This window comes from Parabacteroides caeci, from assembly GCF_023656795.1.
Classification (GTDB): domain Bacteria; phylum Bacteroidota; class Bacteroidia; order Bacteroidales; family Tannerellaceae; genus Parabacteroides; species Parabacteroides segnis.
Genome location: NZ_JAMOKT010000047.1, coordinates 14,761 through 33,096, shown reverse-complemented (window position 1 = coordinate 33,096; position 18,336 = coordinate 14,761). Strand labels below are relative to the sequence as shown.

At 46.9% G+C, this 18,336-nt stretch carries 10 protein-coding genes; 4 read left to right on the top strand and 6 right to left on the bottom strand.

Features of this window, described 5'->3' with window-relative positions:
• Positions 1 to 57: 57 nt before the first annotated feature.
• The 5 genes from NBH15_RS20450 to NBH15_RS20430 all read right to left on the bottom strand — a co-directional run bounded on the left by NBH15_RS20450 (position 58) and on the right by NBH15_RS20430 (position 7,493).
• Positions 58 to 2,490 carry a hypothetical protein gene (locus NBH15_RS20450; RefSeq protein WP_250823423.1) on the bottom strand — a complete coding sequence of 811 codons (2,433 nt, stop codon included), beginning with the start codon at positions 2,488 to 2,490 and terminating at the stop codon, positions 58 to 60.
• 34 nt (positions 2,491 to 2,524) lie between these two features.
• Positions 2,525 to 3,457, bottom strand: coding sequence for a FimB/Mfa2 family fimbrial subunit (locus NBH15_RS20445; RefSeq protein WP_187386436.1), 933 nt, complete (start codon positions 3,455 to 3,457; stop codon positions 2,525 to 2,527).
• 2 nt (positions 3,458 to 3,459) lie between these two features.
• Positions 3,460 to 5,082: a DUF3868 domain-containing protein gene (locus NBH15_RS20440; protein WP_250823422.1), complete on the bottom strand. Its 1,623-nt coding sequence runs from the start codon at positions 5,080 to 5,082 to the stop codon at positions 3,460 to 3,462.
• Positions 5,083 to 5,094: 12 nt separating this feature from the next.
• On the bottom strand, positions 5,095 to 5,655 hold the full coding sequence (locus NBH15_RS20435) for a DUF3575 domain-containing protein (protein ID WP_044245647.1): 561 nt from the start codon (positions 5,653 to 5,655) through the stop codon (positions 5,095 to 5,097).
• A gap of 584 nt (positions 5,656 to 6,239) precedes the next feature.
• Complete coding sequence (locus tag NBH15_RS20430; RefSeq protein ID WP_010799844.1) at positions 6,240 to 7,493, bottom strand: site-specific integrase; 1,254 nt, start codon at positions 7,491 to 7,493, stop codon at positions 6,240 to 6,242.
• A 170-nt stretch (positions 7,494 to 7,663) separates the two neighbouring features.
• On the opposite strand from NBH15_RS20430, the gene nikR reads away from it, so the two are divergent.
• The 4 genes from nikR (at position 7,664) to NBH15_RS20410 (ending at position 15,900) form a co-directional block, all read left to right on the top strand.
• Positions 7,664 to 8,065, top strand: a complete 402-nt coding sequence (gene nikR, locus NBH15_RS20425) for a nickel-responsive transcriptional regulator NikR (RefSeq protein WP_007652978.1) — start codon at positions 7,664 to 7,666, stop codon at positions 8,063 to 8,065.
• A gap of 93 nt (positions 8,066 to 8,158) precedes the next feature.
• On the top strand, positions 8,159 to 10,069 hold the full coding sequence (locus NBH15_RS20420; RefSeq protein ID WP_122329419.1) for a TonB-dependent receptor plug domain-containing protein: 1,911 nt from the start codon (positions 8,159 to 8,161) through the stop codon (positions 10,067 to 10,069).
• Between the two features lie 355 nt (positions 10,070 to 10,424).
• Entirely contained in the window at positions 10,425 to 14,804 is a 4,380-nt protein-coding gene (locus tag NBH15_RS20415; RefSeq protein WP_250823421.1) for a T9SS type A sorting domain-containing protein, read from the top strand.
• 10 nt (positions 14,805 to 14,814) lie between these two features.
• On the top strand, positions 14,815 to 15,900 hold the full coding sequence (locus tag NBH15_RS20410; protein ID WP_250823420.1) for an outer membrane beta-barrel protein: 1,086 nt from the start codon (positions 14,815 to 14,817) through the stop codon (positions 15,898 to 15,900).
• A 106-nt stretch (positions 15,901 to 16,006) separates the two neighbouring features.
• Here the strand turns inward: NBH15_RS20410 and NBH15_RS20405 are convergent, their stop codons facing one another.
• On the bottom strand, positions 16,007 to 18,304 hold the full coding sequence (locus tag NBH15_RS20405; RefSeq protein ID WP_250823419.1) for a cation:proton antiporter: 2,298 nt from the start codon (positions 18,302 to 18,304) through the stop codon (positions 16,007 to 16,009).
• Between the last annotated feature and the right edge of the window lie 32 nt (positions 18,305 to 18,336).

Genomic DNA, 18,336 nt, shown 5'->3' with positions numbered 1-18,336 from the left:
AGCCTTTGTCTCGTCCGATTTGTTAGCAATCTGGAAAGTGGCAGAGTTACCGCTCTTTCAGGTGACTACATAGGTCTTTTCTACAGCATAATCATCGGCCGCCTCAACGGTAATGTCGCCTTCGATATTTTTGACGCAGGTACCACCCAGTGCATTTGCTTTGATGCTAACTTGCGATCCTTTCACCTGATACAATTTGATGTCAGTGCCCGTCATCGTGTTTTGGGTGGGCGAGTTGCTTCCGCTGACAAAAGTGACGGTGGGGACGGGGAATATCGGTGATACGGTGAAGACGGTGTTTTCGCCGCCAATCTTGTTTTTGAGTGTGACGGTCGCCTTTTTCGCTCCTCTCAGCTTTGCATTGTCTAACGAGAAGGTCAACTGGGTATTTTCATTGAGAGTTTTTGTGACGGGAGCGCCTTTTACTTTTAGCCATTCGGAACCTCTGTCGAAGTCCAAGCCGATCTCGATGCCCAGCATGGATTTACACCCGATAGAGAATTCGTTATTGTCCGAAATCTGCATATTGATGTTTCCCGGCGTGTCGCCTGCAGGTGCTTCGTAACTGTTTTTTCCATCATTCAGACTCGGATAGGTGAAGTCCGGTTTGAGAGTGGCATCGAGCAGTTGTACGACAATATCCGTTTTTAGATCGTTCGCTTTTTTATTGTAGAAAACGACAGTGCCTTTATCGTCAGTAACGCCGGTAACATCGCGGTCGTTGAGTGTAAAGGAATAGGTAGTTTCTGCTCCGCTTTGTTTGTAGACGGCGACATCGAGCCAGTCGGGTTTACTTTCCACCTCTGACCCGTCCGGGCAGGTAATACGCACATGTGCATTACTGCCGGTAATGCGGTAGAGGTTTACTAGCTTGTTTTCAGCATCGAAAGAGTTAGGGTTGTTATCGCCTACCTGCGGTGTTACGTTAGCCTGTGGTACAGAAACAGCTTCTACGAAGAAGGTAGTTTCCGAGCCGTTCATGGTGTTGGTGAAACGTAATACGGCACGTGGGTAACGTCCCAGGGTATAATCATCTTTGAGTGAGAAGGTATAATTATAATTCATTGAAGCCGCTTTGGTGGAAACGGCTGGTTCTGATATTTCCAGCCAGTCGTATTGCTGTGCGTCAATTCCGCCTACATATTTCTTATAAACTGTGAGATTAGCCGTGGCGGTAGTAGTCACGGTGAACTGGCTTTTGGGCTTAAGCGACATGCTGACCGAGCGCGTGTCAGGGTCGTATTTAGTGTCGTCCGTGAATTCGGCGGGAATTGTCACGTCGATTTCTCCCGAATCCTGGTCGGGTTTGAAATCGTCGATGCTACCGTCGTCTGTCCAGTCTGCCACGTAGAGTGTACAGTCGAGATGGTATTCGTCTGCTGCCGTGATGGCGATGGTGTAGCGGTGGTTGTTGGCAATCTCGAGGAAAGTCTGGTTGCCGTCCGCCGCTTGCTGTGTGAAGGGTATCTGGTAGGAAACCTCTTTGCTTTCTGATTCGTTGATCTTATACATACCTTTCAGAATTAAGAAACCTTTGTCTTTAAGTGGTGAAGGATAGGAGTAGAAGGCTCCTGCCTGTATCCCCTTGTTTGCATTTTCTCCGTAGAATCGTCGCTCCGGAGTTGTAATGAGTTCGTCTGGTTTCGCTTCGGGCATATCGCCGTAAGGTCGTATTGGGAATAAGTCCGAGCCGCGTCGTGCGTTGCCCATCGAGACTGTCTCGATGGTGAAGCGGGAACTTCCCGCTTCATTGATAATATCATAGCGTGCGACGAGTCGTGTGAGGCGTATTCCTGCCTGAACGCGTGCCGCGCTACCGAAATCGGTCAGGTCGAGCGGAGTTGTGAGTGCGCCTGTCATGGCCAGGGGTGTAGCCAGCGTATCGGCCTGAACCGTGCTTGTCAGCAGATGTGTATGCCAGGTGGCGAAGGTTGTTTCCAGCGGAGTGCCGACAGCCGTTACTTTTGTTTTATTATCGTCGGTAGTAGAGAGTTCGAGCGGGACGAATGCCGCATCGTCTACCGGCTGGCCTTCGTGTGCAGGGTCGACCAGTGTCGTGTTGTTGGCAATGCAATATAGTTTGACGAACAGTCCTTTCTTCACTTTCAGTAGGCCGGTTGTTTCTTTGGCGTCGGCATCGGTCGGCGTCAGTTGCAATTCCGAAGCTCCGGCAGGCAGGACAGCGTCTGGAGTGTTGCGGTAGGCGAACCGTTCCATGAAAGAGTAATCGCCGTTTTCCGTTTCGGAAGCGAACACATATACATCGAGGGCCGAGATGGCATTCTCTTCGGCGGTAGCGATTGTTTCTCCTTTGGTTTTCTCCCGGTCGAGTACCAGTTTGTTTTTTAAATTGAGCGTCACTTCCTGCCGTGTAATGGCATCGCTTCCGCCCTCCGGTGCAGGTTGTTCGCCTTTTTGTTGTACCTCTTCCGTACAGCTCCCCAGCAGTACGAACAAACAGGATAACATCATGTAATTAATCTTTTTCATTTCACTATATTTTTAATATTACGGTAACTTTCAATTATCCAATCGCTCCCCCTTCATCCCAGTCGGATGCCGTGGCCTGTGTTACAACGATCTTATTCTCATACACCGTGACCAGCAGATCGAACTCCTGTTCCATGTTTGTATCCATATCCATAGGCAGTTTGTTGAAAAACAGGTTCAGGTCGATATCCTTGACGATCTGCTCTCCGTCGCGCCAGAGGCTCCATAACTGATGGGTGGAGGAGGTGTAGCGGAAGGTGACGAATTCGCCGATCACTTCGCCCTCGTAGTTCATGGCGGCACGGGTTTCATGATAGGTGATCTTGTTGCCTATATAAGGTAAGGAATAAGTGCCGTCGCCCGAAGGCACGGGATTTGCTTCGCTGCCGTTGAAGCTGTAGAGGGCCGGAATACCTTTCAGCCGCATCCGGAAAATACCGTCTGCCGGTTCGTCGGTCATCCAGCGGACAGTAACGGTCATGGCGGCATGGGCGTGCGACAGGTATATCCGCCGGCGTTGGGCGGCTCCGTTCTTTACTTCGACGGTTGCGGTGCCGTAGTAAAGCCGGTCGGTGTTGCCGCGGTAACCCGGCGGGATACCTTGCTGCTCGGCGCTTAGTGTCATTTCGTTTATATTCATATTGCTTTTTGTCGTTATGATTTGTTCGTTTGTTCCTCCCAGATTTCCCCAAAGGACGAAGGTATAGGTGCCGTCTTTCAGTTCTCCCTGCCATCCGCTTATGCTGTCGCCCCTGAGGGTGATTTCGGAGAGCAGCTGCCCGTCGGCATCGAACAGGTATTGGCGGAGGTTGTCTACATAGGTAGGCAGCATATTTTGTGTACCGCTTCCGGCATACCAGTATTCGAGGCGCGTGTTGTACGGGCAGATGGCAGGCTCGTCGCCAAACGAACAGGCTGTCAGTACAATCGACAGTAATCCCCGGATAATATGTATGAACCGTTGCATGCTCATTTATACATTCCCTCCGCGATTTGTAAATTTCTTCTTGCTTTCCGCGGTTCTATGCCTACCGCTTTGCGGAACCAAAGGGCTGCACCTTCGGGATTACCTTCCATCAGGGTGAGCACGCCCATATTGTTCCAGGCACGGGGATCGGCTTCCACTTTTCGCAGGTAATTCCAGGCCGAGATCAGGTCGCCTGTCAGCATCACGGCAGAGGCGGCGTTGACATTGGCCGTTACATCGTCAGGGAAATGGAAGGCGGCTATCTCGTAAACCTCGCGGTACTGGTCGGTGCCGGGACGGTAGTAGCGTGCCGTTTCGTACATCTCTTCCAGGCTCAACAGGTCGGGATGGGTATAGATCAGTTCGGAGGCATCCTGGTGGTCTATCTCATTAATATTGTATTCTACCACAACTTCGATACGGCGCAGTTTCGGGAAGAAACGGCGCAGCATATCTTTGTAAGGCATTCCTCCCTGCAGGTCCATCAGTTGTTTTTCGCGACCGTTGAAGATGCCGTATTTCCTGATGATGCGGAGTACCGCATCGGCATAGGGCGGTTGGGTCTGCTGCAACAGCTCTTTCAAACCTTCCCAGTCTTCGGCTACCGACGATACTTCAATGCGGTGGCGCGGCAGGTCGTAAGCGTCGCGGATATAGCCGGCAAACAACCGTGAGCGTGCCTGTGCCAGACGTTCGTTTTCCCCATAAGGACCGTCGGGCGAGGAGTAGCCCCGTACCTGTATCCGCTCGAAAGTGGAGAAGCGATTGTTGGAAAGCGGCGAGAGGATACGGTCTATTTTATCGATTTCTTTCCTGTTGTCTTTGTAGTCCGGATATATGTCGTCTTTTCCCAGTGGGTAGTCGATATAGAGTATGGCACTTTCCGTATGGTGCTTGTCAGACCCTGTGAGATCGGGAGTGAGGAAAGAAACCATCGGAATGTAGAGGTCGAGATCGGAATTGCTCCATACTATTTTTTCAATATGTTGAGGAGCGGGAAGAACGGGCGTAGCGTGATTACCGGTTTTTGCAGGACGGACTGTATGGGGAAGTACGCGTTTCGTTATTGCTTTATTTTCATTCTGCTCCTTTGTGACGGTGGCTGTTTCTGTGTGAAGCGCCGATGCGAAAGGCAACCGGTATCTTAGTGTGTCGATGCCTAATGTTTGTGTATCGCAGCAATCTTTTAAATCCTGACGTAATAATAAAGACGACTGTTGCATCCAGGCAGCATAGGGAACCGTGATCAGATAATCTACTTTTTTACTACCGGCAGTGTGCCGGTTTTCAATGATTGTCAGGAAAGGAGCGGCCTGTCGGTTTTTGTTTGTCTGCAAGGCCTGTTCGCGTCTGTCGAACCGGTGGCGGCTTCCGCCTGTCAGTATGACGGCCGGAAGTTCAAGCGTACTTTGTTTGTTTTTTAATACCGGTGTGAAAGTAACGGCTGTATACGTATTCACCTGTACATCTTCCAGGTCCATTAGGATAGAAAGATGCAGGCTGTCGTTTTTCACCCAGGCGGAGCGCGGCACGATACGGATACCTTTTGTTGCCGCGGTTCCGGACAGGGGAAATAAAAGCATAACACCCAGTATTAATATTAATGTATATATCTGTCGTCTCATAAGCCGGAAATATTAACGTAAGAAATAGATGAATGAAATACCGATGCGGGTGGGACCAAAGTAGGTGCGGGTGTAACTGCCTTCGCGTTCGCCGCATTCGGCACAGCGCAGTTTGTCATATTTCATGTAAGCATAACCTGCCCCGATCATTGCTTCAATCCCCCAGCGTTCGCCGAATGCCCAGTGATAGCCATAGCTTACGCCTCCTCCATAGAGATCGCCACGTAATGTATATTCTTTTAGCCCTGAGATGAAGGGGATCTGCCCGATATTGAAATGACCGTAATGACCATGCATGCCGATGAAGTGTCCTTCGAATTTACGGCAGAACCAATAACGGGCTTCCGGCTGCAAAAGGTATAAATTCAGCTTCATGTCATCCGGATATTTCCAGGCGTTGTATGCTCCCCATAATTCAATGGTTATGTTGTGGGAAATACCCACTTCAACTCCGATATTGGGAGTTGTTGTTGCCCAAAAGAGAGCATTGGTTTTTAATGCAGTCTGTTGTCCGGCAACAAAAACTGGTAAACCAATGAGCAAAAACAATAGGAAGTGGAATTTTCTTCGCATATACCCTATATTACAATATCGTATTTTCCGGTTCTGTCTCTTGGTAAGAGACGGGAAGAAAGTATGATTTGACTCAAAAAACAGAGATTTGAGTTTGATTTCATAAAACCAGCAAAACAAGTTGTAAAACATTTGAAAGGTTATAGTGTATTCGTACAGGGTAAAATTGATGTTCGATAAATCTCTTTTACTGTTTTCTATTTTGTTGGATTTGAATGTGATAGATACAATGAAAATGATGGATTGCAGGAGTCCGGTGTGGAAAAATGAGGCTTTGAAAAAGAGCTAAACATTGCTAAAACACGAATCAAGGTGTTGATAATAAGTAGATTAATGCTCTTTGTGCAACCAGAAAAAAAAGTAAAAACAACTAAGTCGAAAGATTTGTATTCTTTGGCAATTTCTTAAAATATGTGTAATAGTATTCTTATATTCGTTGAATACTATAAGCTTTTTACGTCAAAAAACATCATAAAAGATTTGTTGTGTTAGAAAATGTTACTACTTTTGTATCGTTTTAATAATTAATAAAAGTGTCTTCCCGTCTCTTACCAAGAGACAGATTTCCCGTTATAGAATTATTTTCAGATACCCTTGATTTTTCTGCTTTTTCCCGTAATCAATTTCTTATTGATCAGATCAAGCATGTTACATTTGGTAAAGTCGATATAAATATGTGTCGTTTTTACTGAGGTATGTCCCATCCCTTCTGAAATGAGATTGTCGGGAACTCCCAGATTTTTTACATGTGTAGCCCATGAATGACGTGCAACATATGAAGAAAGATGTGCATTGACCAGTAACCCCAGTTTTTTCAGTTCACCATTGTAAAGACGAAGTTTCTTTTCGTATTCTCTGTATGAAGCATCTGGTCCGGATAATATGGGAAATAAAAGTCCTTCTTTGTTCTGCCGGACATACCGGATGATCTTTTTCATGACAGGCAGTAGTTTGATACGTATTTTTTCCCCTGTTTTATGTCGTGTATAGATCAGGTAGTCGCCTTGAATATTTTTGTCGGTCAGGTGTGCCAGGTCGATAAATGCCATACCTTGTGCGTAGTAGCAAAAAAGAAAGTAGAGACGGGCAAGGATTACCTTTTCAGATAGTTTTTTGCTGTCCAGCTTTTCTATGCTGAGTATTACATTCTTGTCTACTGCTCTTTTGGTGCTTTTCCCTATACCGGTATTAATATGCCTGAATGGTGAGGGACGTGCTTCGATAATTCCGTCATTAACGGCACGGTTCCAGAGCGCTTTCAGGTTGCGCATGTAAAAAGAGACCGTATTGGGATGCAATTTTCTTTCGATCAGCCATGATTCATATTTTTTTATCAGCTCTTCGTCGATATCGTTCAGTAGGATATTCTCTGTCGGCAGGTATTTAAGAAAACTGTTATGCAGGCTTCGGTAATGCCTTACACTGGCATTTCTGTCTTCTGCCGCAAATTGTTTAATGATTTGTTCGATATAAGCGATAAAGGTATTCCCCCTGAGAAGTGCCTTATAACTCTCTATGATCATATCGGCTGTTATTTCCTTATTTTTCGGAAGCCGGGTAATAACTGTTTGCATACGCTGTTTTTCTTCACTGGTTTTTTGGTTTATTTCCATCAGATAAAGATACCGCTCAGGAAGGCATCCTGGGGGGACTATTGCCAGTTGTCTGTTTTCATCCCATTCATCTTCATGCAGTTTGTATGGGAGACTTATTTGTCTGACTTTACGGCGGTAAATCACTTGCAGGTACAAAGCGGTTTCCCGGTTGTTGTCTGTTCCCTGTCGTCGTTTCAGGTTGACAGAGATGGTCGTTTTGTTTTTTTCTTTGTTCAGTTCCATAATTTTTTTAATGAATAATGTTTATAAACGTGCCTGTATTGGCGGTTAATAAATCTGTAATATAGGTACAAATTACCGTAATTTGTATAATGTTATATCTTTATTATCGTACTACTTTTGTACCGGTAAGAAAATATATATCTTTACCGCTTGAAATAAATAAACACTATATGGCTATAAAACGTTTTGGTGTCTCTCTGGAAGAGAATCTGTTGGAATCGTTGGATAAGTATGTGGACGAAAATGGCTTCGCCAATCGTTCGCAAGCGATCCGGTTCCTGATAGAAAAGAACGTGGCCGAAAGGAAATGGCAGTGTAACCATATCGTTGCCGGTACTATTATTATAATGTACGATCAGGAGAAGAAAGCGATAGCTTCCAAGATTGTCGGTATCGAGCAAGACTATCAGGACGTGATACTCTCGTCTTCCCAGTATTATATCAATCAGCATTTTTGTCTGCACATCGAAACTGTGATGGGCACGGCTCACCGTTTGACGGAATTGGCCGATAAACTGACTGCTATAAAGGGAATTAAACATGGTAAATTGGTGATGAGCCGGGCGGATTAAGCCTATTTTTTTGCCGGTTTGGTGACACGATTATTTAAATAGGTGTTACCTTAGATGGGGAAACAGATGACAAATGTTATACAAGAATAAATGATGAAGAAAGGATTTTTACTTATTTCAGGACTGCTGGCGGGTTCGGCAGTCTTTGCCTCCGGGCCGGTTGATCCGGTCGAACCGATTGAGCCGTTGGGAATAGATAGTCTGATTAATTTGCAGGGTGTAGTGATTTCTGCAAATAAGATACAGGTAAACCGAAATAGTGTTCCCCTTACTATTTCAGTGATAGACCGGGATCAGATAGAGGCTAGCAGTGAGTCGGCTTTGTTACCGGTGTTATCGGAGCGTGTTCCCGGATTGTTTGTAACGGAAAAGGGGATTACCGGATTTGGTGTTTCAAACGGGTCGGCCGGTACGGTAAATATTCGTGGAGTAGGTCAAGGGAATAAAGTGTTGATGTTGTTTGACGGACAGCCGCAATGGGCTGGTGTTTTTGGACATTCGTTGCCTGATACATATGTGGCTTCTGATATTGAACGGGTTGAGGTGATCCGTGGACCGGGTTCGTTATTATACGGTTCAAATGCGATGGGAGGAGTAGTCAACATTATCACCCGCCAGCATAAACAGGAAGGCCGTCGTACGCAGGCACGTGTTATGTTTGGTTCGTACAATACGCAGAAGTACATGATTAATAATGGCTATAATATCGGAAATTTCAGTAGTTTCGTTTCTGTGAATCACGACCGTTCAGATGGTCACCGGCCTGATTCCAAATTTGATATTACAAATGGTTTTGCTAATTTGGGATATCGGATCAATAACCAATATAAAGTAACCGGAAATTTGAGCTTAGCTAAATATAATACGGAAGATCCGGGTGCGATTACCAGTCCGTTGCTGGATCATATCATGCATATTCTTCGTGGAACAACATCTTTCGCTTTGGAGAACCATCATGAGAAGTCTAGCGGAGCATTACGTGTTTTCTATAACTGGGGACACCATAAGATAAATGACGGCCATGCCGTTAATGCCGACCCGCGCTCATTCCTGTTTTATTCGGATGATCATAATACCGGTGTTCAATTATACCAGTCTTTCCGTTTAGTGGAGGGAAATACATTTACCGCTGGTGTCGATTATAAGAATTGGGGAGGGCATGCCTGGAATGATACGATTAACGGCCCGGTCGGAGAAATTGTTAAGAAATCGGTCAATGAAGTAGCCGGTTATGCAATCATGCAGCAGGATCTTTTCGATATTTTGAGTCTGAATGCCGGCGTACGTTACGAACATAGTAGCGCTTATGGAGGCGAATGGGTTCCACAGGCTGGTTTTGCGATTCGTCCGTTTCAGGGTAATACGATCAAGGGTTCTTTTTCGAAAGGATATAGAAGTCCGACACTGCGTGAGTTGTATATATCCTATCTCCCTTATTCAAAGGCGAATCCGGATTTGAAACCGGAAAGTATGCTGAGTTATGAACTGTCTGTGGGGCAGTACTTTTGGGACAATCGTTTGCATGCTGAACTGACGGCTTTTTATATTGAAGGGAAAGATATGATCTCTGTAGTGGATCGTCAGATGTCGAATATCGGGCGCTTTTATAATAAAGGGATTGAGTTTGAGACTGGATATCAGATCTTAAACAACTTGAATCTGGATATGAATTATAGTTATCTGTATACGAATAAAGCTATAGTGGCTGCTCCGGCTCATAAATTTTATGCCAGTGCCACTTATATGCCCGGCCGCTTTACTTTTAACCTGAGTGTGCAGTCTATTTTCGATTTGTATACGACTGTTGGAAATACACCGGATAAAAATAAGAAAGAAGATTATACCGTATTGAATGCCCGTGCTTCTTACCGTTTCGGTTCGCAGGCTAAAGGATTGAAACTGTTTGTGAAAGGAGAGAATCTGACAGCTACACGATATTCTATTAACGAAGGTTATCCGATGCCGAAAGCGGTATTTATGGGAGGGATAGATGTGACGTTTTAAGTCTATAATAAATACATTGTTGGAAGAGACTGTTTCGAAAGGGGCAGTCTCTTTTGTTTTGATAAGCGACATTTTATGTAGATGTGTTAAATATATTGAATTTGCGAGCCTGTTGTCATGGCTGCTTCGTTCTTTTTGTAAACATAAATGGTGGATATGTAAAGCATGCTTCCATTGTATTTCAAAGCCGAGTTAATGTATTAAAATTAATGCTCAATTCAGTTCTTAATTTATAAATTTGCCTCGATTTGATAATGGTTTTTAACTGTCGGTAGAGAGTGGAAATGATTCCCTTTTGATTTTGGGATGAAGATATTTTGAACTTTATTTTATTAGAATTATGAGTAAATGTATTATGAAAAAGATCGTACATGTTCTATTTCAGTTGGTATTATGGGCGACGTTGCCTGCAATAGCCCAAACGTCGGTTGATGTGAATACGGTAGCAGAGTTAAAAACGAAAGTCAGTACTGCTACTGAGAATAGTGTGTTTGTGCTGACTGCGGATTTTGTGGAGGACTTTGACACGCAGGCTTCTTCTATTGATCTGACAATCAATTCGTCTGCAAAGATCACTATTGACGGGGCAAATCAAACCCTGAAAGCTGCTTTAAACAAACAGCATTTTACAGCCAACGGATCAGGAGAGGGAACATTGACTATTCAAAACCTGACTCTTACCGGATTAGTAAAAGACTCGGAATTAGTAGGTGGAGAATTTCCAAAAGACTGGAATCCGGATGCTTCGAATATTGGAGGAGGAGTAACTGGTAGTTTCCCAGGAGAATTAAAGATAATTAATTGTCTTTTTTCTAAAATGAGACCACCGGGAGCCGGCGTAAATGTTTCTTCCAAGAAAGTAACAATCAAGGAATCATCGTTTATCTCTTTAGGTATAACAAATTCGTATAATGGTGGATCTGTTATTTATACGAGGGGAAGTACTTCTTATGAAGTGGAAAACTGTACATTCGCTTATAATTATGCCAAAGGTGCCTGGGCGAATGCCTCAGCGATTATTTATATAACAGTGAATGTGGCCGATCTTATTTCTTTTAAGAATAGCCGTTTCTACAAGAATACGAATAATACAGCTGTAAAAGATGGTGCTGCCGGTGGCGGTGTCATCTCATTGAAAGATGCTTATCCGGAAAAGCTTATTGTGGACAATTGTGAGTTTGTTGGAAATGAGATAGACTCTTATGGTGAATTAGGAAATACAGCCGACGGAGGTGCTCTCTATTTTTATGTGCATAATGGAGGAGGAAGTTATCCGAACAGACCGGCAGTCGAAATAACAAATAGTACGTTTATAGAGAATACCGCTTTCGATGAGGGCGGTGCGATTGCTCTTGTCGGCCAATACCTGCTGAATGCGCAGGTGAAGAATAATACATTTTATGCTAATGTAGCAAGGGGGGAGCAGCGCAAAGGTACGTATGTTGCCGATGGATTTGACGGAGGCGGTGCAGTTGAAGTTGATACCAAAGCGACGGCTGTTTTCGAAAATAACACAGTTATCAAGAATAATGCTTTGAAAGGAACTGCCTCTTCCGGAAATGCAGGAGGAGGTATTTCTGTATATGGCAGTGGTAAAGCTGCATTAAAGAATAATATTATCAGTGGGAATGTGAGTTCTTATAGCTATTCGGGAGGGTATCCTGATATTTATCCGGCAATCACTTCTTCTTCATGGTCATCAAAAACCGGTAATAATGTTATCGGAGAATCATTGGAAGATATCTTTGGCGTAGCCGATCCTAAACCTATCGCCTACGGCAACAAAAAGGCTGGCGATCCGAGATGGGATACTGCGAACGATGCTTTTTACGGTGTTATTAAAACGATACCGATCCTGCCGAATGACAAGAGCCTGGCCGACATACAACCAAGTGGTCTTGCCGATGATACTGTCGATAACTCTACTTTGAGTGAACTCATGGGCAAAGACCAGAACGGCAATCCTCGTATTACGACCAGTGATGGCTTTTCGGATTCGGGCGCTGTCGAAATTCTCTGGGTACGTTTTAATGCCAATGGCGGAAACTGGACAGGTCTGGAGGCCAATACCTACGCCGGTGCTGATTATTACAACCAGAAAGATGGCAAGACCTCCTATTATTACAAGGTTATCAATAATGGAGGTAAAGTATCCAGCCCCACAACAGTCCCGGATAAATTGGTGCATCCCGAAGGTAAGACGTTCGTTAAATGGGTAACGGATGATGCGGAAGAAAAAGATTGGGTCAGCTCGGCCGCCGTGACGAAGAATGCGATGTATAAAGCCATATGGAAAGAAAATGCCTTGGAAGTAACCTATCATTCAAACTTCGAGCCCGACAAAACCTATAAGCATTCATATGATGAGGGAAAAGTAACTGTCGCCACCTATCCGGCAACCGCCTTGCCCATCCGTCCGAACCATATTTTCCTGAGATGGACGACGAATGCCGACGGCACAGGTACGGCATACCAGCCCGGGGCGACTTTCACGATTACAGAAAATACCGACCTGTACGCCCAGTGGGAACCCAACTCTACCCTGAAGTTGCAATGGTCAGTCTCTAAAACAACTCCGGAGATATTCGAATTCAACGATGTGGAGGACAACTCTACCACTTCTGTGATGGTCGGAACTCCTGTTTACGTCCAGATCAGACCGATAGAGCTTGACTACATAGATTACGACCGCTGGTCCATCGAATACACCGCAACGCCGGCAGACTACCACTATCCGATGGAAGAATCTATCGCAAAAACCCTTCGCTACGATTTCAACAAAGGGGAAGCTCATACGCTGGAAGGAACTTATTATTATAATGTAAGCAAACTGATCCTTTACAAGGATGGGGTAGAGGTTGCCACTTATATCTATCGTAACGCCACCTGTACCCACACCGTGATCATCCAGGCGAAGCCGATAGCTAAAATACCGGCTTTGCAATGGTCGGTATCGACCACCACTCACGAGCAATCTAACTTCCGTGACGTGGACGACCAGACAACAACGTCCGTGAATTATGGAACTCCTGTCTTTGTACAAATCCGCCCGATCGGACATGAAGACATCACTTTTGAACGTTGGGATGTTGAATACTCCGTGACTCCGGCGGAACATTATTATGGCATGAATCCAACCGTCAAGACCGAACGTCATAATTTCAATAACCGCGAAGCACATACGGAAATCGGCACATATGTCTACACTGTCACCAAACTGACATTGTATGACCTGTATGGAAACAAAATCGTCGAGACATACGATTATAACGACTCGCCCTACCGGCACACCATCGTCATCACAGACTGCGAAGACCCCGGTCCCGGCCCCGGTCCGCACGGCGCCCTGCAATGGTCGGTCTCCACGGCGTCGAACCAGCTTCAGGACTTCCGCGATGTGGATAATCTGACTACGACAAGCGTGGTGAAAGGCACACCGGTCTACGTCCAGATCCGTCCGGTCGGTTTCAACAACATCACTTATGACCGCTGGGAGATCGAATACACCGCCACCCCCGCCGGTTACCACTATCCGTTGGAGGAAGCCGTTCCGAGAACCGAGCGTTACACCTTTAACCGGGGCGAAGCCCATACGCTGGTCGGTACCTACGTGTATACGGTGACCAAGCTGACACTCTACAACGGTGAAAGCGTGGCCCTGACAGCCTATTACACTGAGCCGCCTTACATCCACACCATCATCATCCGCGACGGCGGTATGATCGAACTGGGCGACATCGCCTCCCATTGCGGTTCGGAAAGTGAATTCAGAATACCATTCCGCCTGCTCGATCCGGACAATATCCTGGAATATTCCGTCCGCTTCTCCGACGAAGCGCTCAAAGCCGGCTTTACGGATTCCGACTATAAAGATGTGACTCCCGACTATCTCACAGTGCCCGTTTATCGGATAATTGGCAAGGGCGTTTACACCGGAAACGTGTATGTGCGCAAGAAAAGCGACCCGGGCCTGGTGGAACTGCATCCGTTCGAAATCGAGATGCTGGAAACCACGATGATCACCAAACAACCGCAGTCCGTATACGTTTGTGACGGCGACGCCTTCACCCTGAACGTAGAAGCCCGTGGCCTGAACCTGACCTATCAGTGGTTCTTCAACAAAGAGGCGATCGAAGGAGCGACCTCGGCCACCTACCAGGCTGCCCTGACGTCCGACAAGGAAGGCTCTTACTACGTAGATGTATACGGCGACTGTGGGATGGAGAGCAGTGTGACGGTGACGGTGCGCAAGAACAGCTTGAGAGTCCTGGTGAAATGGAACGAATTCCTGTACATCACCAATCCGGACAACGAGTTTGTCCGTTTCCAGTGGTATCATGACGGGCAGAAAATCGAGAAGAACGGCACTTCGATCTACTACTCCGTGCCCGAGGGCCTGTTGGGCAGTTACTTCATCCAGGCCTACCGTGCAGACGACAGCTATGTGGTGAGTTGCCCGATCACGTTCGATACGCTGACACAGTTCCCCGTAACCACCGTTTACCCGACGATGGTGCAGAAGAACAGTCCGATAACCGTCAAGCTGGGCATGCCTGGCGAAGCCTCGGAGACGGCAGTCATCGAGATCTATAACCTGAACGGTCAGCTGGTCGAAAAGCAGTCGACCACGACAGTCGAAACCACCATCCCCGCGAATATGGCTTCAGGCAGCTACATCGTGAAGGTGACCACCGATTCAGGAAGAACAACAACCCATAAAATCATCGTAAAATAAACTAACAGATATGTCAACAATAATTTCAAACATAAAGAAAACAATCTTTTTATTCGCAGCAGGCTGCCTTGCCACCACCGTTTCGGCCCAGCAGGAAACGGGTGGCAGAGAGCATAGCCAGTATAACAACGGCCAGCAGCAACAGCGCCAGCGTCAGGAATACCGCGAGGACTACCGGGAGGAAAAGAAAGATACAACGAAGACCTCTTACCTGACGGTATCGGGCGGCGTCGGCTCCTCTTCCTTCCGTTACAAGCTGAACTACCAGATCGAAGGTTTTGAAGAGAAAGGCAAGCGCAACGCAAAACTGGGGTATGAAATAGATCTCCGTTACAGCTACTTTTTCAACCGTCATTGGGGCTTCTCGACGGGGGTAGGTATCTCCCGTTATGCAACGACAGGCAAATTGATAGGTGATATGTCCGACGATAAATACATGAAACTGGGCAATATGACCGACGACGATGACTTCTCCGGCCACCCGCGTGAGTTCGAACTGCGTGCCCGATTGAAGAACCTGGAAGAGAAGCAGACCGCCTTCCTGCTGGATATCCCGCTGTTGGCAATGTACCAGACCCATTTCGGCGAAGAGGAAAAATGGGGCATGTACGCCGGTCTGGGAGTGAAGTTGCAGATTCCTGTCAAAGCCAAATACAAGGTCGAAGGCAATACAGCCAGCGAACTGAATGTTTCGGGTTACTACCCCCATATCCCTTCCGACGTGGGTTCTCCGTCGGAGGCGCCTGTTCCTCACCACGGCTTCGGCACGATCAACGATCCCGGCCGCGAGTTGGACTGGAGCGGAAAGAACAAACTGAAACTGGGCGTAGCCGGAACTGCCGAACTCGGTTTCCTGTTCACCCTGGGCGAAGACACCGACTTGTTGCTGGGCGGCTACATCGACTACGGTTTCACCAACATGAAGAAAAAGAAAGACCAGGGGCTATTATCCACTCCTGTATCTTATCATCCGGATGGGAACATGACGGTAGGAAAGGGTATTCCTTATAATGGCATGATGAATTCAAACGTAACAGATAAAGTGAAGGTTATGTCTTTCGGGGTAAAATTAGGGGTTAGGTTTAAATTGAATTAACGTCGCAATAAAAAAGGATGCATCCTCTTCGTCAAAAGGGTGCATCCTTTTTGAAAATAGGGTGCGTCCTCTTGTTTGGGGGAACGCATCTTCCGAAATATCTTCTTTATTTCTCCTTATGATTCATAATCAGCGTCGACGGCATCTTCTGCAACGCTTCGCGGCGGTGTTCAGAGACGTCGTTCCAGGTATCGTAGCTTATCAACATGAAATTATAGTTGCTGAATATCGCCGCTGTCATATCCTTGTCTGCCAGCAGCGACGCCTGCTTGGTCGTATCGACGAACTGGCGGATGGCATGTTTTATCTTTTCGCTGCCCGGAGTCGTCGAACTGCTGCGGTCGAGGATGCTGACCGATCCGTGGGTTGTCTTTAGCAACGTCGAAGCATATTCCAACAGGAAGAGATCCTTCTCCGAGTCGACCACCACGATCACATTGCTCGCTTTCACGAAGCCGCGGTTCACGAATACCCCCACGTCGCAATTACTTTTTCCGATAAACATTTTCGTCTTGTCTTTCAATAGCGCACCGGGGTAAAACCACGATTCGGGCGCCTTGAAACGGCGGAAGAAACGATTGTAGAAAGAGGTGCGGTAACGGTTCGCCTCGATGTCGTCCGGCTGGTTACTCATCGAAATGCCCGAACCCACGAGCAGGAAGTCGAAACCCTCCGTGTTTACGATGTCCGTGATATCCTGTCCGGCGTTGTTCGACACCTCGTAGCGCGTTTCTATATTGATTCCCAGCTTTTTCGCCCCATAGAGAATAGGCCCGAAGCTGATTTCCTCGAAGTTATCCGTGTGCAGCGGGTTCACATCCGAACCGACGGTGAGATGAAGCGCCGTAAGGTCCACCTGATGCCGGATATGAGCGAACATCTGGTAGGCTACGTCGAGCATGATCTGCCCGTTACCCGCACGTCCGAACGAGAGCAACACCTTGAACGTGCCGTCGGCTACCTCCACCGCTTTGTATTCTTTGATCTTCTCGCGTGTCTGGAAGCAGAACTTGATGAACGAAACGAGCGGGATAGTCATAAATGTAGTCACTAGCGTCATCAATACCAGCATCACGAAGATGGATGGGGGCAGGATATGCATTTCGTAACCGATCGTAAGCACGACCAGCTCCATCAATCCCCTCGTATTCATCAGTGCGCCGATATAGAGGCTGTCTTTCCAGCTCTCGCCCACGAAACGAGCTGAAAACATGGCACCGCCGAATTTACCGATGATGGCCACCAGTATAAAGACGCCGCACATCCACCACAGGTCGGGACTATTCAGCAGCCCGATCTCTGTGCGTAACCCCGTCGAAACGAAGAACAAAGGGAGAAACAGGGCCAGCGATACATCTTCCACCTTTTCGGTCATGATCTTGCGGAATTTCACGTTACTTGGCATCACCACCCCCGCGATGAACGCGCCGAACAACGCATGCAACCCTAACATCTCGGTCAAATAAGCCGAAATGATGAGCAGGAGGAACATAAAAGCGACCAGGCCCTTGTCGATCACTTCCTTATTATGGTAAATATGTCCGATCATTTTCAGGAACGGACGGACGGCAAAGAACATGAAAGCGATATAAATGGCGGAGAAAAGAATATTATAGACCGCACTCAGCATTGACCCCGCCTGTGCGATGGCTATCACGACGGCCAGCAGGCACCAGGCCGTGATGTCACCGTTGGCTGCGCTGGCGAGCGAGATCGTCCCCAGATGCGTCCGCGTCAATCCGCGTTCCTGTATGATACGTGCCAGCACCGGGAAGGCAGTGATACTCATGGCGATACCTATAAACAGGGCGAACGATAGGAAGGGAGTGCCTTTGTCGGCATACGTGTCGTAAACGAAGTAGGCAGTAAGCATCCCGCAAAAGAAGGGCACAATCGTGCTTGTATGGCTGATTAGGATCGTTTCCTTTAATTTCTTCCGAACCTCGGTGATATCCAGCTCCATACCGATGGCAAACATAAACAGGATCAGCCCGAACTGGCTCAGGATAGTGATGTTGGCCAGCGACTCGACCGGGAAAAGGAATCCCGAAGCCTCTGGTAGCAAATGCCCCAGCACTGATGGCCCCAGTACGATACCGGCCACAATCTCCCCGATGACCGTAGGCTGGCCAATCTTCTGAAACAACCAGCCGAACAGGCGGCAGGTAATCAATATCGTAATGATCTGCAACAGCAGGATGCCGATAGGCGACTGGATATGATGCATCATCAGTTCCCAAAATAAGGAAAAACCTTCACTGAGGTTTTTAGGGGCGTCGTAGGCCGATGTCATGGCGCTTTCAATCTGTTGGCTCTCTCCTTCTTTGGCGATAAAATACATCAATGAACCGAATACAAGGATCATCACTAAATAAAAGGCTATACTCTTTGTTCCTCTACTCATATATTGCATGGGGTTTGATGCAAAAGTAAGAA